The sequence below is a fragment of the Pseudoxanthomonas sp. F37 genome (assembly GCF_022965755.1).
Taxonomy (GTDB): Bacteria; Pseudomonadota; Gammaproteobacteria; order Xanthomonadales; family Xanthomonadaceae; genus Pseudoxanthomonas_A.
In genome coordinates this window covers 3,210,119-3,235,861 of sequence record NZ_CP095187.1, presented here as the reverse complement: position 1 = coordinate 3,235,861, position 25,743 = coordinate 3,210,119, and the positions used below count along the sequence as shown (strand labels likewise).

Annotated in this window: 17 protein-coding genes; 8 read left to right on the top strand and 9 right to left on the bottom strand. The window is 69.1% G+C overall.

Annotated elements, in window-relative coordinates:
- The first annotated feature begins 39 nt into the window (after positions 1-39).
- Positions 40-495, top strand: coding sequence for a ribosomal protein S18-alanine N-acetyltransferase (gene rimI, locus MUU77_RS15240; RefSeq protein ID WP_245094560.1), 456 nt, complete (start codon positions 40-42; stop codon positions 493-495).
- Positions 496-576: 81 nt separating this feature from the next.
- Here the strand turns inward: rimI and MUU77_RS15235 are convergent, their stop codons facing one another.
- From MUU77_RS15235 to MUU77_RS15225, 3 genes are all read right to left on the bottom strand, one after another.
- Entirely contained in the window at positions 577-3,486 is a 2,910-nt protein-coding gene (locus MUU77_RS15235) for a valine--tRNA ligase (RefSeq protein WP_245088542.1), read from the bottom strand.
- A 100-nt stretch (positions 3,487-3,586) separates the two neighbouring features.
- Entirely contained in the window at positions 3,587-4,009 is a 423-nt protein-coding gene (locus MUU77_RS15230) for a DNA polymerase III subunit chi (protein ID WP_245088541.1), read from the bottom strand.
- Positions 4,010-4,085: 76 nt separating this feature from the next.
- Positions 4,086-5,561, bottom strand: coding sequence for a leucyl aminopeptidase (locus MUU77_RS15225; protein ID WP_245088539.1), 1,476 nt, complete (start codon positions 5,559-5,561; stop codon positions 4,086-4,088).
- Positions 5,562-5,691: 130 nt separating this feature from the next.
- On the opposite strand from MUU77_RS15225, the gene lptF reads away from it, so the two are divergent.
- Complete coding sequence (gene lptF / locus MUU77_RS15220; protein WP_245088537.1) at positions 5,692-6,771, top strand: LPS export ABC transporter permease LptF; 1,080 nt, start codon at positions 5,692-5,694, stop codon at positions 6,769-6,771.
- Positions 6,768-7,871: an LPS export ABC transporter permease LptG gene (lptG, locus tag MUU77_RS15215; RefSeq protein WP_245088535.1), complete on the top strand. Its 1,104-nt coding sequence runs from the start codon at positions 6,768-6,770 to the stop codon at positions 7,869-7,871. Before lptF ends, lptG begins: the two co-directional genes overlap by 4 nt.
- A 7-nt stretch (positions 7,872-7,878) precedes the next feature.
- On the opposite strand, the gene MUU77_RS15210 is transcribed toward lptG, so the two are convergent.
- Positions 7,879-8,346 (bottom strand): RDD family protein, encoded by a 468-nt coding sequence (locus MUU77_RS15210; protein ID WP_245088533.1) that lies wholly within the window; start codon positions 8,344-8,346, stop codon positions 7,879-7,881.
- A gap of 155 nt (positions 8,347-8,501) precedes the next feature.
- On the opposite strand from MUU77_RS15210, the gene xerD reads away from it, so the two are divergent.
- The 3 genes from xerD (at position 8,502) to purL (ending at position 14,450) form a co-directional block, all read left to right on the top strand.
- Complete coding sequence (gene xerD, locus MUU77_RS15205) at positions 8,502-9,455, top strand: site-specific tyrosine recombinase XerD (protein ID WP_245088531.1); 954 nt, start codon at positions 8,502-8,504, stop codon at positions 9,453-9,455.
- A 106-nt stretch (positions 9,456-9,561) separates the two neighbouring features.
- Positions 9,562-10,389, top strand: coding sequence for a thioredoxin fold domain-containing protein (locus MUU77_RS15200; RefSeq protein WP_245088529.1), 828 nt, complete (start codon positions 9,562-9,564; stop codon positions 10,387-10,389).
- A gap of 80 nt (positions 10,390-10,469) precedes the next feature.
- A complete protein-coding gene (gene purL / locus MUU77_RS15195; RefSeq protein ID WP_245088527.1) occupies positions 10,470-14,450 on the top strand; it encodes a phosphoribosylformylglycinamidine synthase in 3,981 nt (1,326 codons plus the stop codon).
- Positions 14,451-14,480: 30 nt separating this feature from the next.
- Here the strand turns inward: purL and MUU77_RS15190 are convergent, their stop codons facing one another.
- From MUU77_RS15190 to MUU77_RS15175, 4 genes are all read right to left on the bottom strand, one after another.
- Positions 14,481-15,053: a relaxation protein gene (locus MUU77_RS15190; RefSeq protein ID WP_245088525.1), complete on the bottom strand. Its 573-nt coding sequence runs from the start codon at positions 15,051-15,053 to the stop codon at positions 14,481-14,483.
- Positions 15,054-15,078: 25 nt separating this feature from the next.
- Complete coding sequence (locus MUU77_RS15185) at positions 15,079-15,702, bottom strand: hypothetical protein (protein WP_245088523.1); 624 nt, start codon at positions 15,700-15,702, stop codon at positions 15,079-15,081.
- 93 nt (positions 15,703-15,795) lie between these two features.
- On the bottom strand, positions 15,796-16,470 hold the full coding sequence (locus MUU77_RS15180) for a hypothetical protein (protein ID WP_245088521.1): 675 nt from the start codon (positions 16,468-16,470) through the stop codon (positions 15,796-15,798).
- A gap of 1 nt (position 16,471) precedes the next feature.
- The gene (locus MUU77_RS15175) at positions 16,472-17,062 is read right to left on the bottom strand and encodes a hypothetical protein (RefSeq protein WP_245088519.1); all 591 of its coding nucleotides are present in this window, start codon (positions 17,060-17,062) and stop codon (positions 16,472-16,474) included.
- A gap of 441 nt (positions 17,063-17,503) precedes the next feature.
- On the opposite strand from MUU77_RS15175, the gene gspE reads away from it, so the two are divergent.
- Together gspE and MUU77_RS15165 are read left to right on the top strand one after the other, a co-directional pair.
- Complete coding sequence (gspE, locus tag MUU77_RS15170) at positions 17,504-19,216, top strand: type II secretion system ATPase GspE (RefSeq protein WP_245088517.1); 1,713 nt, start codon at positions 17,504-17,506, stop codon at positions 19,214-19,216.
- A gap of 3 nt (positions 19,217-19,219) precedes the next feature.
- The gene (locus tag MUU77_RS15165; RefSeq protein ID WP_245088515.1) at positions 19,220-19,669 is read left to right on the top strand and encodes a hypothetical protein; all 450 of its coding nucleotides are present in this window, start codon (positions 19,220-19,222) and stop codon (positions 19,667-19,669) included.
- A gap of 66 nt (positions 19,670-19,735) precedes the next feature.
- Here the strand turns inward: MUU77_RS15165 and MUU77_RS18540 are convergent, their stop codons facing one another.
- On the bottom strand, positions 19,736-25,525 hold the full coding sequence (locus MUU77_RS18540) for an ESPR-type extended signal peptide-containing protein (RefSeq protein ID WP_280640376.1): 5,790 nt from the start codon (positions 25,523-25,525) through the stop codon (positions 19,736-19,738).
- Positions 25,526-25,743 lie beyond the last annotated feature (218 nt).

Here is a 25,743-nt window from a genome sequence, read left to right as displayed (position 1 = left end):
GTCGAGGCATCACCGGCGTCCGCACCCAGCCTGCGGCCGATGCGCGAGGGCGACCTCGACGCGGTGATGGCCATCGAGCAGCGGGCCTATCCATTCCCCTGGACCCGGGGGATCTTCCGCGACTGCCTGAAGTCGGGCTATCCGTCGTGGGTGATGACCGAGCACGGGCTGGTGATCGGCTATGGGCTGTTGAGCATCGCCGCGGACGAGGCGCATGTGTTGAACATCTGCGTCGCGCCCGAGCGCCAGGGGCGGGGCCTCGGTCGCCACCTGCTGCGTGCGCTGGTGAAGATCGCGCGCGACCAGCGCGCGCAGCGCGTGTTCCTGGAAGTCCGGCCTTCCAATCCCGGCGCTATCGCGCTGTACCACAGCGAAGGCTTCAACGAGATCGGCCGCCGCCCACGCTACTACCCGGCCCGCGATGGCCGCGAGGATGCGCTGGTGATGGCGATCGAGCTGGTCGCCGACGACATCACCACCATGCCGCCGCTGTAGGGCGGGCCTGGGTCCGCGGGCGCGGCACGACGGCGAAACAATCCAACCGTCATCCCGGCCAAAGCCGGGATGACGGGGGGCTTAGAGCTTCGCGCGCTGCGCGTGCAGGGCAGCGAGCTGGTGGCTCCAGTCGGCCAGGCGCTGGCGCTCCTGCTCGACCACGGCCGGCGGCACCTTGTCGGTGAACCTGGCCAGCTTGGCCTCGCTCTTGTCCTTCTCGCCGGCGACGCGCGCGATTTCCTTGTCCAGGCGCGCGCGCTCGGCATCCAGGTCCACCAGGCCTTCCAGTGGCACCAGCAGCTTCAGCTCGCCGACCACCGCGGCGGCGGAGGCGGGCGCGTCCGCGCCGGCCTGCAGCCATGCGATGTCGTCCAGCTTCAACAGGAACGACAGCGAAGACGCGAAGCGCGCGATGCGCACGCGGTCGTTGTCGCTGCCGTCCTGCAGCAGCAGGCGGATGGTCTTGGCCGGGGATACGTTCAGTTCGCTGCGCACGCGCCGCAGCGCCGAGACCATGGTCTTCAGCCACTCCACGTCGGCGTCGGCCTGCGTGTAGTCCTGGCCGGCGGAATCGGCGGCGGCCGGGTAGGGGCGAAGGGACACCGTACCGCCCCCGATGCCCAGCCTGGGCGCCACCTGCTGCCACAGTTCCTCGGTGACGAAGGGGGTCAGCGGGTGCAGCAGGCGCAGCAGCGTCTCCAGCACGTACAGCAGCGTGTGGCGGGTGCTGTCGGCCGCGGCCGCGTCGTCGCCGCTGAGCGCGGGCTTGGCCAGTTCGACGAACCAGTCGCAGAAGTCGTTCCAGGCGAACTCGTACAGCGCCTGCGCCAGCAGGTCGAAACGGTAGGCGGCGAACTGCGCTTCGGCCTCCGCGGTGACCTTGGTCAGGCGCGACAGGATCCAGCGCTCGGCATCGGTCTTCGGCTGCGGTGCGCCGGTGGCGGTGAAGCCCTCGGTGTTCATCAGCACGAAGCGGGTGGCGTTCCACAGCTTGTTGCAGAAGTTCTTGTAGCCCTCGGCGCGGCCCATGTCGAACTTGATGTCGCGGCCGTGCGTGGCCAGCGCGGCGATGGTGAAGCGCAGCGCGTCGGCGCCGTGCGCCACGATACCGTCCGGGAATTCCCTGCGCGTGGCCTTCTCGATCTTCTCGGCCATCTTCGGCTGCATCAGGCCGCCGGTGCGCTTGGCCACCAGGTCTTCCAGCGAGATGCCGTCGATGATGTCCAGCGGATCCAGCACGTTGCCCTTGGACTTGGACATCTTCTGGCCGTCCTTGTCGCGGATCAGGCCGGTCATGTAGACGTCGCGGAACGGCACCTGGCCGATGAAACTGTCGGTGGCCATCACCATGCGCGCCACCCAGAAGAAGATGATGTCGAAGCCGGTGACCAGCACCGACGATGGCAGGTAGCGGTCGAAGCCGCGCTCGGCCATCGCCTGTTCGTCCGGCCAGCCCATCGTGCTGAAGGGCCACAGCTGCGAGGAGAACCAGGTCTCCAGCACATCGCTGTCCTGGGTCAGGGCGACATCGGCGGACAGGCCGGCCTTGGCGCGCGCTTCGGCTTCGTCGCGGCCGACGTAGCAGTTGCCCGCCTGGTCGAACCACGCCGGGATGCGGTGGCCCCACCAGAGCTGGCGGCTGATGCACCAGTCCTGGATGTTCTCCATCCAGTGGCGGTAGGTATTGATCCAGTTGGGCGGGACGAACTTCACCTCGCCCGATTCGACGAGCTCCAGGCCGCGCCTGGCCAGGCCGTCCATCTTCACGAACCACTGGTCGGTCAGGTAGGGCTCGATCACCTGGCCGGTACGGTCGCCGCGCGGCACCTGCAGCTTGTGCGGCTTGGTTTCCACCAGCAGGCCGAACTCTTCCAGGTCCGCCAGCACGACCTTGCGCGCTTCGTAGCGGTCCAGGCCCTGGTACTTCTCTGGAATCCGCGCATCGGTCGCCGTGTCGATCAATCCGCTACGAATTGCTGTCGCGGAAGCTTGGCGCTTTAGTCGTTCTGTCCAAGACGTGTCATCAATGATTCGCGCTGCGTCATCAAGGATGTTGTACAGCGGTAAGCCATGGCGCTGGCCAACTTGGTAGTCATTGAAATCGTGCGCAGGCGTAACCTTCACCACGCCCGTGCCGAACTCGCGATCGACGTATTCGTCGGCGATCACGGGCAACTCGCGTTCGACAAGCGGCAACTTAACCTTCTTGCCGACCAGATGCGCGTAACGCGCATCTTCAGGGTGAACCATCACTGCAGCATCGCCGAGTAGCGTCTCGGGGCGCGTGGTGGCCACTACCAGATAATCGCGGGTCTCGCGCAGCGTCTCGTTGCCATCCGCATCGTGCTCGACGTGCTGGTAGGTGGCGCCATCCTCCAGCTTGTAGGCGATCGACCACAGGAAGCCGTCTTCCTCGACGTTCTCCACTTCAAGATCCGAGATGGCGGTCTTCAGCACCGGATCCCAGTTGACCAGGCGCTGGCCGCGGTAGATCAGGCCCTGCTCGTGCCAGCGAACGAAGGCCTCGATGACGGCCCTGGAGGCCTGCTCATCCATCGTGAAGGTGCTGCGCGACCAGTCGCCGGACGCACCCATGCGGCGCATCTGCCGCTCGATGGTGTCGCCGGACTGCGCCTTCCACTCCCACACCTTGGCGATGAAGCCCTCGCGGCCCAGCGAGTCGCGGGTCTCGCCCTTGCCTTCCAGCGCCAGGTTGCGGCTGACCACCATCTCGGTGGCGATGCCGGCATGGTCGGTGCCCATCTGCCACAGCGTGTCGTAGCCGCGCATGCGGTGGTAGCGCACCAGCGCGTCCATCAGCGTGTGCTGGAACGCATGGCCCATGTGCAGCGTGCCGGTGACGTTCGGCGGCGGCAGCAGCACGGTGTACGGCTCGCCCTTGCCACTGGGCTTGAAGTAACCGGCCGCTTCCCACTGCGCGTACAGGCGGGATTCGAAGGATCTGGGGTCGTAGCTGGGGGCCAGGGACATAGGGTGAGTAGAGAGTGTCGAGGAGTGAGGAGTGAGTAGGCGAAGCGGGAAGAGGAGAGCTGTTGCTCACTCCTCACTCCTCTCCGCTCGATTCTCGCTCTTACATATCGTGCTTGTTCACTTCAAAGCCACGCGCCTTGTACTGCTTCCAGCGCTCGCGCAGCGGTTCGCGTGCGGACGGGTCGGCGGGCACCACTTCCAGCACGCGCTCGCAGGCGCCGGCGAAGGCCTCCTCGCGCAGGTTGATCACCAGCGCGCGCGCGGGCACGTCGACGTCCGGCGTGGCGATCAGCACGGGCGTCAGCTCGTCCTCTTCGTCGCCGGCGATCTGGTGCGGGATGTAGGCGTCCGGATCGAACTCCCACAGCAGCTCGTCCAGTGCCTCGGCCTGCGCGGCATCGCGCGCCAGCACCAGCGTCCACTGGTTGCTGTCGTAGGCCTTGCGGGCCAGCTCGCAGACGAGCTTGAGCGGTTCCTCGAGGAACCGCGGCTTGGCGATCAGGTAGAAGTCGGCTCGGGACATAGAAGGCAGGAGTGAGTGGGGAGGAGTGAGAAGTGAGAGGGGAGCAGTGTTCTGCTCATTCCTCACTTCTCTTCGCTCACTTCTCGCTGCTCCGGTCCAGCAGCCACTGGCTCAGCAGGCCGACCGGGCGGCCGGTGGCCATGCCGCGCTTGCCTTCGTCGTTGGACACGCCGGCGATGTCCAGGTGCGCCCAGCGCTGGCCTTCGGTGAAGCGGGCCAGGAAGCAGCCGGCGGTGATGGCGCCGGCCCAGCGGCCGCCGATGTTGTAGACGTCGGCGAAGCTGGATTCCAGCTGGGTCTGGTATTCGTCCCACAGCGGCAGGCGCCAGGCGCGGTCGAACACGGTTTCGCCGGCGCCCAGCAGCTCGTTGCTGAGGTCGTCGTGCTTGCTCATCAGGCCGCTGGCGTAGCGACCCAGCGCCACGATGCAGGCGCCGGTCAGGGTAGCCACGTCGACCAGCGCGGCGGGCTTGAAGCGCTCGGCGTAGGTCAGCGCGTCGCACAGGATCAGGCGGCCCTCGGCGTCGGTGTTGCCCACTTCGATCGTCTTGCCGGACATGCTGGTGATGACGTCGGACGGGCGGTAGGCATTGCCGTCGATGGCGTTCTCCACCGCCGGCACGATGACCACCAGGTTCAGCGGCAGCTTCATCTTCGCCGCGGCCACGAAGGTGCCGATGACGCTGCCGGCGCCCAGCATGTCGTACTTCATCTCCTCGATGCCGCCCTGGGTCTTCAGGTTCACGCCGCCGGTGTCGAAGGTGATGCCCTTGCCGACCAGCACGTACGGCCTGGCATCGCCGCCCCCGTTCCACTTCAGCACGATCAGGCGCGGGCGGTTGGCCGAGCCGCGGGCCACGGCCAGCAGCGAACCCATGCCCAGCGCCTCCATCTGCGCCTCGTCGAGGATCTCGGCCTCGGCGCCGTTTTCGGCGGCCAGCTTCTGGGCCTGCTCGGCCAGGTAGGCCGGGTTGCAGATGTTCGGCGGCAGGTTGCCGAGCTCGCGGGTGGTCTGCACGCCCGCGGCGATGGCCACGCCCTGCGCCAGCGCCTGGGCGTCGTCGCCACTGACGTCGAAGCGGACCAGGCCCGGGTCGTCGTTCTTCTTCTTGCCCAGCGTGGCGGTGTAGCGGTAGCAGGCGTGGTCGGCCGCGATCACGGCCTGGCGGATCTTCCAGGCGGCATCGCGGTCCTTCACGTCCACTTCGGACAGGGTGAACAGCGCCGACTTCGCCGGGCCGGTCTTCAGCGCGCGCGCCGCATCGCCGACGGCCTTCAGGTACTGGGCCACGCCGAACTTGGCGGTTTCGCCCAGCCCCACCACCAGCACGCGCGGTGCGGCCACGCCCGGCAGGTCGTGCAGCAGGGTGGTCTTGCCCGTCTTGCCGCCGACATCGCCGCGCTGGACCAGGGCCGACAGCTTGCCGCCACTGGCCGCATCCACGGCCTGCGCGGCCGGCGTGAGGCTCTTGTCGGCCCAGGCGCCTACCACGAGGCAGTCGACACCGGCCCGGGCGGGGGCTTCGCGGTTCAGGGTGAATTCCAGCGTCATTGATCAGATTCCCGGTTCAGTTACGTACAATCGCGGGCCGGATGAAAGGTGGCTGGCGCCATCCCGGACCGCAGAGACCGCCGCCGCAGGTGCGGCGCACAAGCCCGAGATTGTAGATCAAGCCCTCCTGATGCCGAAGCTGGACCGCTACCTGTTCCGGGAATTCACCCAGAGTTTCCTGGCCACCCTGATCATCCTGCTGATGGTCAGCGTGGGTGGCGTGATGGCGGACCTGCTGGGGGACGTGGCCGACGGCAAGGTGCCCGCCCGCCTGCTGCTGTCGCAGCTGGGGCTGCAGTTCCTCAATTACATGCCCTACATCATCCCGCTGGCGCTGATGCTGGGGCTGCTGCTGGCGTTCTCGCGCCTGTACCGGGATTCGGAAATGGCGGTGCTGACGGCGGCCGGCATCGGCCCGCGACGCCTGCTGCGGCCGCTGCTGATGCTGGTGGTGCCGGTGGTGGGGGTGGTCGGTCTGTGCTCGCTGTGGCTGGGGCCGTGGGCGCTGCGCACGGCGCAGGAGATGCTGGACCACGCCAACCGCAGCCTGGTGGTATCGGGTCTGGACGCCGGCAAGTTCACCGTGCTGTCCAGCGGTGCGGTGGTCTACGTGAGCACGCTGACCCCGGACGGGACCGGCCTGAGCAGGGTGTTCATGCACCGGGCGAAGGACGGCCGCATCGACGTGGTGACGGCCCGGTCCGGGCAGATGTTCTTCGAGGGCGAGCGCAACCGTTACCTGAGGCTGGATGACGGCTTCCGCGTCGAGGGGCCCGACGGTCCCGGCCTGGATTACCGGCTGATCCGTTACAAGTCCAACGAAGTCGCCCTGCCGGACCGCGCCGATACCCTGGACAAGGACGATCCCTCGCTGCAGCCCACCTCGAACCTGCTGGGCGACGCGCGTCCGGCCGCCAATGCCCAGTTGCACGCGCGCCTGACGCCGCCGCTGCTGGCGCTGGCGTTCGCGCTGCTGACCCTGCCGCTGTCGCGCAGTTCGCCCCGTCAGACCCGCTACGGACGGGTGATGCTGGGCTTCCTGGCCTACCTGGTGGGCATCAGCCTGATGTTCAACGGCACCCAGTGGCTCAGCGACGACAAGCTGCCCGGCATGGCCGGCCTGTGGTGGCTGACCCTGCCGCTGCTGGCCGCGTCGGTCTGGTTCTATCTGCGCGACGGGCGGCCGTCCCGGCCGCGGAGGCCCGCATGAGGCTCATGCCCCGCCTGCACGACACCTACGTGGGCCAGGTGGTGCTGGTCACCGTCCTGCTGGCCTGGGCGGTGCTGGTGGGCCTGGACGTGGTGATGGCGCTGTCCGGCGAGATCGGCGACCTGGGCACCGGCAACTACACCTTCGGCCATGCCGTGGCCTGGGTGCTGTACACGGTGCCGCGCCGCGCCTACACGATGTTTCCCACCGCGGCGGTGATCGGCTCGCTGATGGGGCTGGGCCAGCTGGCGGCCAGCTCGGAACTGACCGCGTTGCGTGCGCTCGGCCTGTCGCGGCGGCGGTTGAGCGTCTCCGTGGCGGCGGCGCTGGCGCTGTTGACCGGCCTGATGGTGGTCAGCGGTGAAACCCTGGGTCCGTGGGGCCAGCGCCAGGCCGACACACTGAAGATGAGCGCCCGCACCGGCAACGTGGCGATGGACCGCTATTCCGGGCTGTGGGCGCGCGAAGGCAACACGTTCCTCTACGCGCAGAGCGGCGAGGAGCGCGAGCAGCCCGGCGGCAAGGTGTCGCTGCAGCTGCGCGACGTGCGCATGTACGAGCTGGCCGACGACGGCCGGCTGGCCTCCATCGCGCACGCCGCCAGCGCCGAACACCTGGACGGCTACTGGCTGCTGAAGAACGTCCGCCGCACCACCTTCAACGAGCGCTCCGCCACCCAGGTCACGGTGCTGGGCGAGCGCTGGGAGTCGGAACTGGACGCCTCGGTGCTGTCGTCCAGCCTGGTGCGCGCGCGCAACATGCCCAGCCACGAGCTGAGCCAGAACATCGACTACCGCAAGCGCAACGGACTGGACGCGCGCGACTACGAGGACCAGTACTGGGCGCGCTGGTTCTATCCGCTCAACGTGCTGGCGCTGTGCCTGGCCGCCATTCCCTTCGCCTTCGGCAGCCTGCGCAGCGGCGGCATGGGCAAGCGGCTGTTCCTGGGCATCGTGTTCGCCGTGGGCTTCTGGGTGCTGCAGACGATGTTCGTGCGGCTGGCCGGGGCGTTCCGGCTGGACTACCGCATCGCCTACGCCATCCCGCCGTTCGCCCTGCTGGGCATCTCCTGGCTGATGTTCCGGCGACGCAGCCGCTGACGCGGCCTCAGGCGCGCTTGGGCAGCCGCACCATGCGCGTGCCGCTGACGCGGTCGTGCCAGGTCAGGCGGTCGCGGTCCAGCCAGGCCCACCAGAAGCCAAGGCCTCCGGCGAGCGTGGACATCGTGGCCAGCGCATAGCGGCGCCACAGCGCGGCGAGGGTCGGCGCGCTGCCGTCAGGTGCGGTCACTTTCAGCCGCCACGGCCGCATGCCCAGTGTCTGTCCGCCGCGCAGCCAGCTGAAGGTGGCGTACAGGCCGGCGACGCCCCAGCAACAGGCCCACAACAGCCACCACATCGGGCTGAAGGGCGCGATGTTGTGGCGGACGTCGCCGCTGATCACCACATCGACCAGGACGAACGGGATGGCCACGGCCAGCCACATCGCCAGCACCGGCCAGACGTCGTAGAGCAGGGCGAGCAGGCGCCAGCCGATCAGGGCACGGGGTTTCTCGATGGCGGGGGCGGATTCCATCGCGACAGGATACCGGCTAACGCCACCCAAGCTCCTGTGGCAGCGACGCCAATGGCGAGGGCTGTATCCTTCCTGGCGTCGCCGGCTTTCCCGCACCCCTGATCGCGACTGACGCCGGCCTCACAAGGAGCGCGGGCATCGCCTAAGCTTGTCGCATGCCCGCCCGCACGCCCGCCGAACGCCGCCATCAGGCCCAGGCCTTGCCGCCCGTACCCGGGGCCGACGCCACCGACATCGCGGCCTTCCTCGATGCGGTCTGGGCCGAGAACGGGCTGGCCCGGCCCACGCTGGACAGCTACCGGCGCGACCTGGAGGGTTTCGCCCGCTGGCGCGATGGCCGCGAGGGTGGACTGGCCGGGGCCGATCGCGCGGGCCTGTTCGACTATCTGGCCTGGCGCACGCGCCAGGGCTATTCGCCGCGCAGCAACGCGCGCCTGCTGTCGGCCCTGAGGGCCTTCTTCGCCTACCGGCTGCGGCAGGGGCTGCGGCGCGACGATCCGACCGCTCTGCTGGACCCGCCGCGCCTGCCGCGCTCGCTGCCCAAGGCGCTGGCCGAAACCGAAATCGATGCGTTGCTGGCCGCTCCCGACACGGCCACGCCGCCTGGCCTGCGCGACCGCGCCATGCTGGAACTGATGTACGCCGCCGGCCTGCGCGTCAGCGAGCTGGTCAACCTGCCGGCTACCGCGGTCAACCTGCGCCAGGGCGTACTGCGGGTCACCGGCAAGGGCAGCAAGGACCGGCTGGTGCCCTTGGGCGAGGAATCCCAGCACTGGCTGGAAACCTACCTGGCGCAGGCCCGGCCTGTCCTGGCCGGCAAACGCAGCCTGCCGTGGCTGTTCCTCGGCACGGACGGCCAGCCGCCGACCCGGCAGCAGTTCTGGGCTCTGGTGAAGCGGTACGCGGCGGTGGCCGGCATCGACCCTGCCCGCATCAGTCCGCACGGTCTGCGGCACAGCTTCGCCACCCATCTGCTCAACCGTGGCGCCGACCTGCGCGCGTTGCAGCTGCTGCTGGGGCACAGTTCGCTGTCCACCACGCAGATCTACACCCTGGTGGCGCGAGAACACCTCAAGCAGCTGCACGGCCGCCATCACCCGCGCGCATGAACCCGGTCACGCTTGCAGCCGGTTAAGCCGGCCGCCCGCCGGCGTGTGCCAGAATCGGCACCTCTCTCCGCCACTCGCCGCCTCGCGGCTCCACCGGATGGTCCTGATGCCCCGCCTGATCACCGCCGCCCTGCTGGGCGCCCTCAGCCTGACCGCGTGCGCGCAGGCCCCGCAAGCGCCTGCCGCCGACAAGCCGGCCACGGCCAAGCCCGCCGCGGCGTCGACGGCCGCCAGCGGCTCGGCGGAGGACCGCGCCCGGGCCGCGATCGCCAAGCTCAACCCCCGCGCCAAGGTGGAATACGTGGGTGCGGCACCGCTGCCGGGCTTCCGCGAGGTGATCGCCGGCGGCCAGCTGCTCTATGTCAGCGACGATGGCCGCTACCTGATGCAGGGCGCCGTGCTCGACCTGGAGGCGCAGGAAGACCTGATGCAGAACAGCCCCGCGCTGGCCGAGCATCGCCGCAAGCTGATCGCCACCATCCCGCATGCCGAACGCATCGTGTTCGCGCCGCCGAATGCCAAGTACACCGTCACCGTGTTCACCGACATCGAATGCGGCTATTGCCGCAAGCTGCATGGCGAAGTGGGCGAGCTCAACCGCCTCGGCATCGCCGTGGAGTACCTGGCGTTCCCGCGCATGGGCCTGGGCAGCCAGGACCACAAGGACATGATCTCGGTCTGGTGCTCGCCCGACCGCAAGCGCGCGCTGACCGACGCCAAGGCCGGCAAGCCGGTCGCCCCCCGCGACTGCAAGAACCCGGTGACGATGGAATACGACGTCGGCCAGCGCGTGGGCGTCAGCGGCACCCCGGCCATCTATTCGGCCGAAGGCGTCCAGCTGGGCGGCTACCTGCCGCCGGCCGCGCTGCGGGCCAAGCTGGACGAGCTGGCGGCGAAAAAGGCCCCGGCCGCCGCCGCGGGCGCCGCCCCCTGACGCCAGGGAAGCCGGCCCCGGGCCGGCTTCGCTACAATAGCGGGCCCCGTCCTGACGGCACGCCCCCACGGTTCCCGGACATGATCGTCCTCGAAGGCCAATCGGCCTTGTCGCATTTCCGCCGCGCGCGGCTCGAATCCAAGCTCCAGTCCAGCGCCCCCGCCGTCCGTGTCCGCGGTGCCTGGCACGTGTACTTCGTCGAGGCGGACCCGGGCGCCAGCCCGGACCTGGCCACGCTGCGGCGCGTGCTGCAGGCCAACCAGGGCGATGCCCCGCAGGCGGACGGCACGGTCTCCCGCTTCGTCACCCCGCGCCTGGGCACGCTGTCGCCGTGGGCCAGCAAGGCCACCGAGCTGCTGCGCGGCGCCGGCCAGCCGGTGAAGCGCGTCGAGCGCGGCCTGCGCATCGACCTGGAGGGCTGGGACGATGCCTCGCCGGCACTGGCCAAGGCGCTGCACGACCCGATGACGCAATCCCTGCTCGCCAGCCGCGAGCAGGCGCAGGCACTGTTCACCGCCCCGGCACGCGGCATGCTGGAGCGCATCCCGCTGGCGCAGCTGGAGGCCGCGAACGCGCGCCTGGGCCTGGCGCTGGCCGACGACGAGATCGACTACCTGCGCGCGCGCTACGCCGAGCTGGGCCGGGATCCGTCCGATGTCGAACTGATGATGTTCGCGCAGGCCAACTCCGAGCACTGCCGGCACAAGATCTTCAACGCCAGCTGGACCATCGACGGCAAGGAGCAGGACCGTTCCCTGTTCCGGATGATCAAGCACACCCACGCGCAGACGCCGGAGCACACGCTCAGCGCCTACAGCGACAATGCCGCCGTGCTGGAAGGCTATCCGGCCGCGCGTTTCCGCCCGGACGGCAGCGGCCAGTACCGGGTCGAAGCGACGCTCGACTCCGCGTTCTGCATCAAGGTGGAGACGCACAACCACCCGACCGCGATCGCGCCGTTCCCCGGCGCCAGCACCGGTGCCGGCGGCGAGATCCGCGACGAAGGCGCCACCGGCCGTGGCGGCAAGCCCAAGGCGGGCCTGACCGGCTTCTCGGTCTCGCACCTGCGCATCCCCACGCTGCCCCAGCCCTGGGAGACGCCGCGCGCGCTGAATCCGCGCATGGCGCCGGCGCTGGACATCATGCTGGACGGTCCGCTGGGCGGCGCCGCGTTCAACAACGAGTTCGGCCGGCCGAACCTGCTGGGCTATTTCCGCAGCTTCGAACTGCCCGAAGGCGAGGCGCTGACCCGCGCCTACGACAAGCCGATCATGCTGGCTGGTGGCCTGGGCGCGATCGACCGCATCCAGGTGGAGAAGAAGACGCTGTCGCCCGGCGACGCCGTCATCGTGCTGGGTGGCCCGGCCATGCTGATCGGCCTGGGCGGCGGCGCGGCCAGTTCGGTCGCTTCGGGCGAAAGCGCCGAGGACCTGGATTTCGCCAGCGTGCAGCGCGACAACCCCGAGATGGAGCGCCGCTGCCAGGAAGTCATCGACCGCTGCGTGGCGATGGGCCAGGACAATCCGATCCTGTGGTTCCATGACGTGGGCGCCGGCGGCCTGTCCAACGCGATCCCGGAACTGCTGCACGATTCCGGCGTGGGCGGCGTGATCGACCTGGGCAAGGTGCCCAGCGACGATCCCTCGCTGTCGCCGATGCAGCTGTGGTGCAACGAATCGCAGGAACGCTACGTGCTGGGCGTGCCGCAGGCGCGGCTGGCCGAATTCGCGGCGATCTGCGAACGCGAGCGTTGCCCGTTCGCGGCCGTCGGCGTGGCGACCAGGGAGGAACACCTGGTCGTCGCCTACGGCGCCACCCCGGGCAACATCCCCGTCGATGCGCCGATCGACCTGCCGATGGACGTGCTGTTCGGCAAGCCGCCGAAGATGCATCGCGACACCACGCATCCGGCCCCGCCGAAGTGGCCCGCGCTGCAGACCGAGGCACTGGACCTGCGCGAGGCGGGCCTGCGCGTGCTGGCGCATCCGACCGTGGCGGCCAAGCAGTTCCTGATCACCATCGGCGACCGCAGCGTCGGCGGATTGACCGCGCGCGACCAGCTGGTCGGCCCGTGGCAGATGCCGGTGGCCGATTGCGCCATCACGCTGAGCGGCTACGAAGGCTACGTCGGCGAAGCCATGGCCATCGGCGAGCGCACCCCGCTGGCCCTGCTCGACACCGCCGCCGCCGCGCGCATGGCGGTGGGCGAAGCGATCACCAACCTGTGCGCCGCGCCGGTGGAATCGCTGCACCGGGTGAAGCTGTCGGCCAACTGGATGGCCGCCGCCGGCCACCCCGGCGAGGATGCGCTGCTGTTCGATGCGGTGAAGGCCGTCGGCATGGAGCTGTGTCCCGAGCTGGACATCAGCATTCCGGTGGGCAAGGACTCGCTGTCGATGCAGGCGCAATGGCAGGTCGGGAATCGGGAATCGGGAGCCGGGAATCGGCAGGAGCAGGAAGCGTCGACCGCCGGAGATGCCGCTTCCACCATTCCCCATTCCCCATTCCCCATTCCCGGTGAAACGCACAAATCGGTGTCGCCGGTCTCGCTGGTCATCAGCGCGTTCGCGCCCGTCACCGACGTGCGCCAGCAGCTGACCCCGCTGCTGTCGCGCGAAGACGACAGCGAGCTGTGGCTGATCGGCCTGGGCGCCGGCAAGAAGCGCCTGGGCGGATCGATCCTGGCGCAGGTCCATCCGCAGTCCGGTGGCGATGCCGCGTGGCCGGCCTTCGCCGGCGAGGGCGTGCCCGACCTGGACGATCCGCAGCGCCTGCGCGATTTCTTCCACCTCATCACCGATGCGCGCGAAGCCGGCCTGCTGCTGGCCTACCACGACCGCAGCGACGGCGGCGCTTTCGCCGCGCTGTGCGAGATGGCGTTCGCTTCGCATCGCGGGCTGGACATCAACCTGGATGGCTGGGGCGACGACGTGTTCCGCACGCTGTTCGCCGAGGAGCTGGGCGCCGTGGTGCAGGTGGCCGATGAAGACAGGGCGGCCTTCGCGGACCTGGTGGAACGCCATGCGCTGACCGAATGCGCGCAGCGCATCGCGCGCCCGACGACGGCGGCGACGATCCGCGTGCAGCAGGACGGCGACGTGCTGGCCGAATGGCGCTGGGAAGAACTGTTCGATGCCTGGTGGTCGGTCACGCATGCGATGCAGAAGCTGCGCGACAACCCGGAGGCCGCCGACCAGGAACGCGAGATCGCGCGCCAGTTCGGCCGCTCCGGCCTGAAGCCGAAGCTGTCGTTCGATGCCGCCGAGGATGTCGCGGCCCCGTTCATCGCCTCCGGGAAGCGCCCGAAGGTGGCGATCCTGCGCGAGCAGGGCGTCAACGGCCAGATCGAGATGGCGTCTGCGTTCACCCGGGCCGGCTTCGACGCGTTCGACGTGCACATGAGCGACCTGATCGCCGGCCGCGTGTCGCTGGCGGACTTCAGCGGCCTGGCCGCCTGCGGCGGCTTCAGCTACGGCGACGTGCTGGGCGCGGGGCGTGGCTGGGCGACCTCCATCCTGGAGCGCAGTGCGCTGCGCGATGCCTTCGCGGCGTTCTTCGCCCGCGGCGACACGTTCTCGCTGGGCGTCTGCAACGGCTGCCAGATGATGAGCCAGTTGAAGGACATCATCCCCGGTGCGCAGCACTGGCCGATGTTCCTGCGCAACCAGAGCGAGCAGTTCGAGGCGCGCGTCGCCCTGCTGGAAGTGCAGGAATCGCCGTCGGTGTTCTTCCGCGGCATGGCGGGCTCGCGCATCCCGGTGGCCGTGGCGCACGGCGAAGGACGTGCCGAGTTCGCCGGTCCGGTCGACCAGGCGGCCGCGCGCGTGGCGCTGCGCTACGTGGACGGCGATGGCGCGGTGGCGACCACGTATCCGCTCAATCCGAACGGCTCGCCCGACGGCATCACCGGCCTGACCAGCGACGACGGCCGCGCCACCATCCTGATGCCGCACCCGGAACGCACGCCGCGCAGCGCCAACCACAGCTGGCATCCAGCCGGCTGGCCGGAGGATTCGCCGTGGCTGCGCATGTTCCGCAACGCGCGGGTGTGGGTGGGGTGAGCGGGCGCTGAGGACTCCCGGTCCGGGCGCTCACGGGCGATCCCGGACCGGACGATACCGACCGTCCTCACCAAACCTGTCGCCTTTCGGGTCGATGTTCGCGCACAGCCTGCCATCGCACAGGGTCACGTCGGCCGCGTCATAGGCTTGCAGCAGTTGCGCCGACACCTGGTGGCGGCGGATTTCCTCGTAATAGTGTCTGGAAAGCCAGCCACCGCCCAGAACGATCAGGGCGAGACTGGCCAGACAGACGCCGACTACCTTCCATAGCAGATGCCGGTAGAGTGCACCGGCGGCGTGGATCTGCGCCGCCAGCGCATGCGAGGCTTGCCTTGCATCTTGCGTGGCCGTCTCCAGGCGTGCCTGGCAGGTGGAAACGGATTGTCCGAGGCCCGCGTCGACGGTGCTCGCGACACTGTCCCGCAGATGCCTCATTTCCGTGTCGGCAGACCGGCGGAGCGTTTCAGGCAGTTGTCGCGAGAGGTCCTGGAGCTGCCGATGCGCGGCCTGCAGGCCGCTCTCGATCTGCTGGGTGCGGCGCTCGAACCGCTCCATGAGGGCTGACACGCTGGCGACGAGGTCGGTGATCTGGTGGGTGTCCATCGCGCTTTCCTTGGCAACGGTACTGTCATAGGGAGCGTGCGATGCCGGGCGATACGGCGGCCTGCTTCTGCTCGGAAATCTGTTGGTCGGTGACCTGTGCCAGCAGCGCTTGCTGCCGCTCTTCGGCATCCACCTGCGCCGCCGCCGTCGCGTTTACCCGCCTCGCATGAGGATCGTTGGCCGCAGCCTGGGTCATGCGGCGAAAAGCGCGCTGATCGCCGGCGTCGTAGGCGGCCACCATGCGGTCGATGTAGGCAAGCGGATCGTCGCGCAGCGAGACCGGCGGCGGTACGGAATCGCCGGCGGGCCGCGAGGGCCAGCCACTGCCGCGCTCCGGCCTGCATTGGCTGTCCTCCGGCGTGGGTGCGCGGCGAAGATCCTGTATCCGTCCGTCGATCTGCTCCAAGGGGTTGCCAGCGCCATTTCGATGGATCAGCGGTCGATCGGGCGGCACGAAATCGCGATTTTTCTCGTCCGTCGCGCGTTGCGCCGCCAGTCGAAGCTCTCTCAGTTCGTCGTGGACTTCGTTGCCCATCACGCCGTGCCGGAGCTTGTGCATCGCGTATTGGGAACCGATCGCGGACGTGTAAGCAATGCCCGCGCCGGTGAGCTTCGTCGCCAGCGCCACGTCCTCGGTTGCCGAGCGCATGCTCTCCCGGTAGGCGTCGAACTCGGCTTTGTGCTGTTGGTAGAGCGCGTGGCTTTCGCGATTGATAAGCGAGTTCGGACCGTAGACGGCCAGTTACTCGGCGGTGCGGTGGCCGCCATGGAACTGCACTGCACCATGGGTCGCGCCCGGGCCGAGAGTGCGCAGGTCAGCGATGAGTTCCCATCGGTTCTGCTGGCTGGGCGCCGGGCCCTGCTTGAGCACTACATCGACATCCTGCTGCGTGGCGTAGACGCGAACTTCGCCGAAATGCCGGTTGGCGGCGCCTACCATGTCGGTGGCGCGAACATGGTTGATCACCTGGGTCCCGCCTTCGGGGACGGCATACAGGCCCGCCGCGCCGTATGCATTGAAGGTCTCGCCACGCAGACCGTACTCGTGGCAAGTGACCTGAGCATGGAATCCACCCAGTGAATGCCCGGTGACAGTGACCTGGCTGCCGTCTCGCTTGGCCATCTCGATGGCTAGTTCCACCAGGTCACGGGCGTCATCCAGTTGCTGGTTCACTTTCAGCAACGCCATCTGGGCATCGGTCAGCAGTCCGTCGCGGAGCTTGTCGGTATCGAACTCGGTGCCGGTGTGGGCTACGACGTAATCTCTTGTCTTGACATTTCGATAGATCGCTCCGTGATAACCGGCCGGCGTGCCAAGTTCTTGGACCAGTTCGAAATCCTCGATGTCGATCCGGTCATGGTGGGGCGAGTACGACTTTTCCGACAACCTCGCATGCGATTCCGTGAGCGTTGACATGTCATTCCTTCCTTGAAGATATCTTCATCTTGTATGAGATGGGATCCAGTTCCTGGACAAGTCCTTCATCGAATGGAGTGAAGCAGGTGAAGTCGTACTTGTCGCGCATCGATGTTCTGCAATAGCCGACAGTTTTCTCCTTGCCATTGAGTTCAGCGAGACTCAGCCGGGTACTCTGGTGAAAGGTGTTTCCGCGCGCGACAATTACACTCGCATAAGCGAACTTCCACTTGCATAAACCAAGTCCGTAATAGTCTTCGTCGATGGGCCAGTCGAGAAAGATGTGGCCGTTGTAGATGTTGCTTCCGGTCGGAACGAGAGAGAACCTCTTCTCGTAGCGGGAACCAGGGGTATATCCGGCGATACGGTCCGGCGTGGGCATGCAGATGACATCAGGAATACTGAAATAGGCGATACCGGAGATGTTCTTGATGTCGGCCGGCGGATCGACCAGTTCCACCGTGATCTCGTAGCGCTGCGTGGGATTCGGATGGGTCTTCGCGATGGGCGACTCGGGAGTCTTCGAGCAGGCGCCGAGAAGAAGGGCTGCCCATGCGCAAGAACGCAGCGATCTGGCCTCACGTCCGTTCATGCGCCTCGGTCCTTGATTGCTGTGTCGATTTCTAGCGGTTCGCCGGATGCCATGCAACTAACATTTGAAGGCATGTGATTCCGGGTCTCCGTCACGGACTCGTCCCTCTGTCGCGACAAGGTGTCGAGCGTGCCGCCGCGCAGCTGCTCTCGCACGCGCCGACCTGGGCCAGGCAACCGCCCGCCGGGTGGCCGGTGTCGATAACGCCGGTTCCCTCCGTCTCCTTGACGGGCGCCGTCTCGGGAATGATCCCGCGGGCCCTTCGCGAAGGTACGGTTCACCGGGCCCCGCCCATCGGCTGGCGTCGGGTTGACAGCCGACGGGGGCCATTGCCGCAAGCGACCGGCCGCTGCAGCCCCGGGCGGGATTCCCCGGAACGCCGTTGTCAGGCTGCCGGCGCACGCCGACCTGATAAAGTCGGAAACCTGAAGGAGGCCCTCCGTGAACGCAGTCGTGTCCGACCCCTCGCTTTCCGCCGACGAACGCATCGTTGCCGCGCTGCTGGCGCGTGGGCGGCTGAAGGAAGCCGACCTGGGGCGCGCGCGGCGCCTGCAGGACGAGACCGGGGGCGACCTGCTGGCGTTGCTGTCGCGGTTGGGGCTGGTGTCCGAGCGCGACCATGCCGAGACGGCCGCCGAGGTGCTCGGGCTGCCGCTGGTGACGGCGAAGGACATGCCCGACGTGCCGCCCGAGTCGGTGGCGCTTTCGCTCCGTTTCCTCAAGCAGTTCCATGTCTGCCCGGTCGGCGAGGACGAAGCGCACGTCGACCTGCTGATGGCCGACCCGCAGGACGCCTACGCGCGGGAAGCCGTGCGCCTGGCCAGCGGCCGCGACGTGCGTGTCAGGGTGGCGCTGCGTTCGGAGATCAGCGACCTGATCGAGCGCTACTACGGCCAGGGCCGCAGCGCGATGGGCGCCATCGTGGAGAACGCCGACGGCGAAGCCACCGCCGACCTGGACGATGTCGAACACCTGCGCGACCTGGCGTCCGAAGCGCCGGTCATCCGCCTGGTCAACCTGGTCATCCAGCGCGCCGTCGAACTGCGCGCGTCCGACATCCACATCGAACCCTTCGAGAACCGCCTGAAGGTGCGCTACCGCATCGACGGCGTGCTGGAAGAGGGCGAAAGCCCGCCCGCCAACCTCACCGCCGCGGTGATCAGCCGCATCAAGATCATGGCGCGGCTCAACATCGCCGAGCGCCGCCTGCCGCAGGACGGGCGCATCATGCTGCGCGTGCAGGGCAAGGAGCTGGACCTGCGCGTCAGTACCGTGCCCACCGCGCACGGCGAAAGCGTGGTGATGCGCCTGCTCGACCGCGAGACGGTCGTGTTCGATTTCAAGAAGCTGGGCTTCACCGATGCCTTCCTGCCCCAGTTCCAGAAAGTGCTGGAGCAACCGCACGGCATCCTGCTGGTCACCGGTCCCACCGGCTCGGGCAAGACCACCACGCTGTACACCGCGCTGAGCAGGCTCAACACGCCGGACGTGAAGATCATCACCGTCGAGGACCCGGTCGAATACCAGATCGAGGGCATCAACCAGATCCAGGCCAAGCCGCAGATCGGGCTGGACTTCGCCCACGCCCTGCGCAGCATCGTCCGCCAGGATCCGGACATTATCATGATCGGCGAAATGCGCGACCTGGAAACCGCGCGCATCGCCATCCAGTCCGCGCTCACCGGCCACCTGGTGCTCAGTACGCTGCACACCAACAACGCGGCCGGCGGCATCACCCGTATGCTCGACATGGGCGTGGAGGACTACCTGATGACCTCCACCATCAATGGCATCCTGGCCCAGCGCCTGGTGCGCCGGCTGGAGCCCACGCACGCGGAGAAGTACGCGGCCTCGCCGGAGGAGATCGAAAAGTTCGGGCTTCGCCGGTTCCAGCCGCAGGGCGAGATATTCCTCTACCGTCCGCGCGGATCGGCCATCGCGCCGACCGGCTACCTGGGGCGCACCACCATCGTCGAGTTCCTGGTGATGAACGACGGGATCCGCCGCGCCATCATGCGCCACGCCGGCATGGGCGAGATCGAACAGCTGGCGCGCGAGGCCGGCATGCAGACCATGTACGAGGACGGCATCGCCAAGGCGCTGGCGGGCGAGACGACGATCGAGGAAGTGCTGCGCGTCACCGAGGAGGGTTGAGCCATGCCGAAGGTCTGGATGCGGATCTGCCTGTTCGCCGCGTGGCTGGTGCTGCTGCCCGTCGCTGCGAAGGATGGGCCGCCGCGCACGCTGGCCCGTGCCGACCTGCCGCCGGGCTTCGCCATCGGCAGCGGTTCTCCGGCGCTGGCCCTGCAGGTGGAGGTCGCCGCTGGCAAGGTGGTGTCCTGGGCGCCGGCGCAAGCGGACGCAGGCAACCTGCGCGGCACCCGCAGCGGCGACGCCGGCCAGACCACGCTGATGGTGTCCAGCACGCTGCCGGACGCCATCAAGTTCGACCTGTACGTCTCCACCGATGGCGAGCGTTTCGAGTACGCCAGCACCTGCGGCGTGACGCCGGGTGTGTCCTCGTTCGAGATGTGGGAGCGGACCATCGTCCTGTTCGCGATGGGCAACCCGCGGGTGTTGCCGAAAGGGCGCATGGACTGCGATTGAGCCGGGGACATCCCGCAAAGAGAGGGCCCGGCACTGCCGGGCCCTTCTTCGTTGCGCGACCGCGGTTTACAGGTCGATACCGAAGCCCACGCCAGCGGACTTCTCGTCACCGCTGAACGCGCCGCCGATGCTGAAGGACGCGCGCTCGCCGATCGGCTTGGAATAGCCCACCGACAGGGCATTCTCGCCGTTCTGCCAGCCTGCGCCCACGGCGACCCGTCCGCGTGGACTGCGGCTGCCGGCGGCGTTGATGGCCATGTTCAACATCGCCGAACTCATGGCGCCCATCCTGTCCAGTCGGCGGTCCTGCTCGGAGAACCGGCGGTTGACGTCGCCGCGGAAGGCGTTGAAGTCGTCTTCCAGCGCCTTGACCTGGAAGTCCGCATAGGCCTTCGCACTGGCCAGGGTGTCGGCGGACGCCGCATCGGCATAACTGCGCGCGCTTTCGAGCGTGGCGACATCGCCCGCATCGGCATACGCCGTCGCCGCGGCGGAGGCATCGGCAGGATCGGCCGAGGCGGTCGCCGCCGGCTGGCTGCTGGCGACGGCGCCGCCGTCGGCATCGCCGCCGGTCGCCGCTCCGCGCGTCGGTCCGTTGGCCGCGCCACCGGTCGAGGCGGTGCCCGTGGACGCGGCTTCGCTGCCGCCTGCCGCACGTGCCTGGCTTGCCTGCGCGGGCGGCGTGCCGCCGCTGGACGCGGCCGTGCCGGTGCTCAGTTCGTCGTACATGCCGAACAGCTGGTTGAGCTTGGCATCCACCGCGGTGAAGGCCGCACCGACGTTGTTGTACGACGTGCCCTGGATGGTATAGCTGGGCGCGATGAACACGCCGCCGGAGAAACCCGCGCCCCCGCCGAGCGAACTGGCCACGAAGCTCAACTGCGACAGGTTCACGGCATCGGTGGCCTGGGTGCCGGCCGCGACGCGGGTGATCTGGCGTTCGCTGCCGGCGCTGCCGACGGACACGGTATCTTCGCGGTCCGCGACGGAATCGCCACCGATCGCCACGCTGTTGTCGGCTTCGGCGCTGGCCAGGTTGCCCACCGCCACCGAGTTGACGCCCGGCGAGTACGCGCCGCCACCCACGGCCACCGAGTAGTCGCCGGAGGCCTCGGTCGGAACGAAGCCGAAGAACGCACCGCCGACCGCCACGCTGTTGTCGCCGCTGGCAATGGCGTTGGAACCCAGCGCGGTGCTGTCGTAGTTGCTGGCGACGGCGCCGAAGCCCAGTGCGGTCGCGCTTTCCTGCGACGCTTCCGCACCGTAGCCGAATGCCGAGGCGGCGAAGGCCGATGCTTGGCTGTAGCTGCCGATCGCCGCCGAGCCATCGCCCGATGCATCGCTGCGGAAGCCGCTGGCGGTCGCCTGCAATCCCGACGCCGAACTCTCCGTGCCGGTGGCGGTGGCATAGGCGCCGGACGCGGAGGCCCCCGCGCCGGTGGCGGTCGCGCCGCTGTCGCTGGCGACGGCCCCCGCACCCAGGGCGGTGGCGTCGTCGGCCGTCGCTTCCGTGCTGGCATAGACGGGATTGCCGTCTTCATCGAGCAGGGGGTCGCCGTTCTCGTCGAACAGCGGGCGCTGCCCGCCGAGCGCGACGGCCCCCGCGCCCGTCGCCTGCGCGCCCGCGCCGCTGGCGACGCTGTTCTCGCCGGTGGCGGTGGCGTTGAAGCCGGTGGCCGTCGCGCCGTTGGCGATCGCGAAGGCGCCGGATCCCGTCGCCGTCGCGCCTACGCCGTCCGCCAGAGCCGCCGAACCGGAGGCGGTCGCGTAGTCGCCGGTGGCGACCGCGTCGTCGCTGCCGTCGCCGGCACCGTTGGCCTTGAAGTAGCGGGTGGCGTTCTCCGAGGCCTCGGCCAGTGCGTTGAGCTGGTCGAGGTTCACGGCATCCGTGCCTTCGGTGCCCGCCGCCACGTGGGTGATCTGGCGTTCGCTGCCCACATCGCCGACCGACACGGTGTTCTCGCGGTCGTTCCACGAGTTGGCGCCGATCGCCACGCTGTTGGTGGCCCCGGCCACCGAGTTCACGCCGAGCGCCACGCTGTCGTCGCCATCGGCGTAGCTGTTGTGGCCGATGGCGGTGCTGTATTCGCCGGTGGCCCATGCGCCGTTGCCGAACGCCGAACCGCCGGTGCCGCTGGCGCGCGTGTTGATCAGTCCGAAGAACGTGGTGCCGCCGACGGCGGTGCTTTCGTCGCCGCCCGCGCTTGCGCCTTCGCCCACGGCAGTTGCGCCGCTGCCGCCCGCCGCCGCGCCATAACCGAAGGCCGAAGCGAAGTCGCCTGCCGCGCTGCTGTAACCGCCGACAGTGGTGGAGGCCAGGCCGTCGGCGCTGCTGCGGAAGCCGACGGCGGTGGACTGCGTCTGTGCCGCAGAGGCTTCCGTGCCCAGCGCGGTGGAGTACGCGCCGGACGCATCCGCGCCCGAACCGATGGCACTGGCGCCGGTCTCGCCGGCGATGGCGCCGGCACCGATCGCAGTGGCGTCATCGGCCGTCGCTTCGGTACTGGCATAGACGGGGTTGCCGTCCTCGTCGAGCAGCGGGTCGCCGTTTTCATCGAACAGCGGGCGTTGTCCGCCGACGGCCACCGATCCAGCGCCAGTCGCCTGCGCGCCGGCACCGTTTGCGACGCTGTTCGCACCGGTGGCGGTGGCATTGAAACCGGTCGCGGTGGCGCCGTCGGCGATGGCGAATGCGCCGGAGCCGGTCGCCGTCGCACCCACGCCGTCAGCCAGTGCGGCCGAGCCGGAGGCGGTGGCGTGGTCGCCGTTGGCGGTGGCGTCGTCCGTGCCGTCGTTCGCACCATTGGCCTTGAAGTAGCGCGTCGCGTTTTCCGATGCATCGGCGACCGCGTTCAACTGGTCGAGGTTGACCGCATCGGTGCCTTCGGTGCCGGCGGCGACGTGGGTGACCTGGCGTTCGTTGCCTGCATCGCCCACCGAGACCGTGTTGTCGCGGTCCGCCGTCGAGTGGGCGCCCAACGCCACGCTGTTGTCGCCCAGCGCCGTGCTGTAGAAGCCGACCGCGGTACTGCTATCGCCGCTGGCCCAGGACTCCGCGCCCAGCGCGGTGGCGTAGTCGCCAGGCGCATAGGCAAAGAAGCCGGCCGCCGTGCTTTCCAGTCCCGAAGCTTCGGCCAGGCTGCCCGCTGCCAGGCTGTAGTCGCCGGCGGCGATCGCGCCGGCACCGAAGGCCGCCGCGCTGAAGCCGCTGGCCTGCGTATAGACCAGCAGGCCGAAACCGGGGATCAGGTCCGCAGGGCCGCCGACGGCGACGCTGTAGTCGCCCGTGGCCCCGCTGGCATGGCCGAAGCTGGAGGCGTACGAGCCGGTGGCCGTGCTGCCGTAGCCGAACGCCGAGCTGGCCTCGCCGCTGGCTTCGCTGAGCACGCCGAACGACGAACCGCCCAGCCCCGAGGCCAGGCTGCCGGAACCGACGGCCGTGGCACCGAGGCCCGAGGCGACGGTGTTGACGGTGATCGGATTGCCGTCGGCGTCGAAGGCATCCACCTGTCCGCCGATGGCGATGCTGGAGTCGCCGCTGGCCTCTGCACTGCTGCCCGTGGCGACGCTGTTGCTGCCGGTGGCGGTCGCGGAGAAGCCGGTGGCGGTTGCGCCGTCGCCCAACGCGAAGGCAGCCGAGCCGGTGGCGGTCGCGCCCACGCCTTCCGCCAGTGCGGCAGAGCCGGACGCGGTGGCATAGTCGCCCGTAGCGGTGGCGTCATCGGTGCCGTCGTTCGCGCCGTTGGCCTTGAAGTAGCGCGTGGCGTTCTCCGAGGCCTCGGCGACGTCGTTCAACTGGCCCAGATTCACCGCATCCGTGTCTTCCGTGCCCGCCGCGACGTTGGTGATCTGCCGTTCGCTGCCGGCGCTGCCGACGGAAACGCTGTCCTCGCGATCGGCGACCGAGTCGCCACCGATGGCCACGCTGTTGTCGGCTTCGGCGGTGGCCAGGTTGCCCAGTGCCACCGCGTTGAAGCCCGGCGTGTAGGCGCCACCGCCGACCGCCACCGAGTAGTCGCCCGAGGCTTCGGTCGGGATGAAGCCGAAGAACGCGCCGCCGACGGCCACGCTGTTGTCGCCGCTGGCGATGGCGTTCGAACCCAGCGCGGTGGAATCGAAGTTGCTCGCCACCGCCCCGAAGCCCAGTGCCGTGGCGCTGTTGCCACTGGCCTCGGCGCCATAGCCGAAGGCCGAAGCGCCGAAGTCGGAGGCACTGCTGTAGCCGCCAAGGGCGGTGGCGGCATCGTCCGAAGCGTCGCTGCGGAAGCCCACGGCCGTGGACTGGATGCCGGAAGCGGACGCCTCGGTGCCCAGTGCGGAGGCATAGGCGCCGGAGGCATTCGCGCCCGCACCGACCGCGCTCGCGCCGATCCCGCTGGCCACCGCACCCGCACCCAGCGCCGTGGCGTCGTCCGCCGTGGCCTCGGTGCTGGCATAGACCGGGTTGCCGTCCTCATCGAGCACCGGATCGCCGTTCTCGTCGAACAGCTGGCGCTGGCCGCCCAGTGCAATCGCGCCTGCGCCGGCAGCCTGCGCGCCCGCACCCTGGGCGACGCTGTTGCTGCCGGTGGCGGTGGCGTTGAAGCCATGTGCGGTGGCGCCGTCGGCCAACGCGAAGGCACCGGAGCCGGTGGCCGTCGCGCCGACACCTCCGGCCAGCGCGGCGGCGCCGGACGCGGTGGCGTAGTCGCCGTTGGCCGTGGCGTCGTCGGTGCCATCGTTCGCACCGTTGGCCTTGAAGTAGCGCGTGGCGTTTTCCGAGGCTTCGGCGACCGCGTCCAACTGGTCCAGGTTCACCGCATCGGTGCCTTCGGTGCCGGCGGCGACGTGGGTGATCTGCCGTTCGCTGCCGGCGCTGCCGACGGAAACGCTGTCCTCGCGATCGGCGACGGAATCGCCACCGAGCGCGACGCTGTTGTCGGCGGTTGCCGAGGCGAGATTGCCGATGGCCGTCGCATTGGTGCCCGGCGCCCATGCGCCGCCACCGACCGCGGTCGAGAAGTCGCCGGACGCCTCGGTCGGCAGGAAACCAAGCAGGGATCCGCCGACCGCGACGCTGTTGTAACCGCTGGCAAGGGAGCCGGAACCCAGCGCGGTGCTGTCGCCGCCGCTGGCATCGGCGCCGTAGCCGACCGCGGTGTCGAAACCGCCCGAGGCATGGGCGAATCCGCCGAGCGCGACGCTCGCGATGCCGGTGGCCGTGCTGGTGTGGCCCGCGGCCAGTGCCTGCGTGCCCGATGCCGTGGAGGCGCTGCCGAAGGCGCCGGCGTACGCGCCGGACGCGCTGCTGCCCGTGCCGACCGCGCTGGCGCCTGCGCCTGCTGCGTTCGCCTGGGTGCCGGCGGCGAGCGCATTCGCGCCGGTGGCATGGCTCTGGCTGCCCAGCGCCGTCGCGCCCTGCGCGGTCGCGCTGCTGTCGTAGCCCACGGCGGTCGCATTCACGCCCTTGGCCTGCGCGTAACCGCCGACGGCGGTGGCACCGGCCTTGCTGGCGATGCTCTTGTAGCCCACCGCGACCGCATGGCGTCCGGATGCGTCGACGTCATCGCCGCACGCCACGGCATGTTCGCCCGGCCGACCGTCCTTGATCGGATTGCCACGCGAATCCACGCAATAGGCGGGTCCGGTTCCCATCTGCGGCTTGTCGTTCTGCGGCGGGCCCTTCTGCTTGTCGTGCGCGAGTGCCGCGCCGAAGGGAGCGCCCGCGAGCAGGGCCGAGACCAGCAGCGTCATGCCCAGGCGCGCACGCACGCGCGCACCGGACGACAGCACGCCGTGCGCGCGTCGCGCGAACTCCGAGGCCACCACCAGCATGCCAAGGGAAGGGTTCCACACCTTGCGGTAAATCCTGTTCATGGATCACGTCCTTCTTTCTGTGTTTTCGGGGGAATAAGACAGCGCCCGGGCCTGGCGGCACGGGGATACGAGGCGGACTGCGTCAACGAGCCGGACGGCGCGGCATGCGACAGGGGAGACGCATGGCCGGCGCGCACGAAGCGGCGGAAGCGGAAAGGCGGCGCGGGAGACAGAAAGCCAAAGGCGGCGCAGGGGCGTGCCGCGACAAGTGCGAAGGA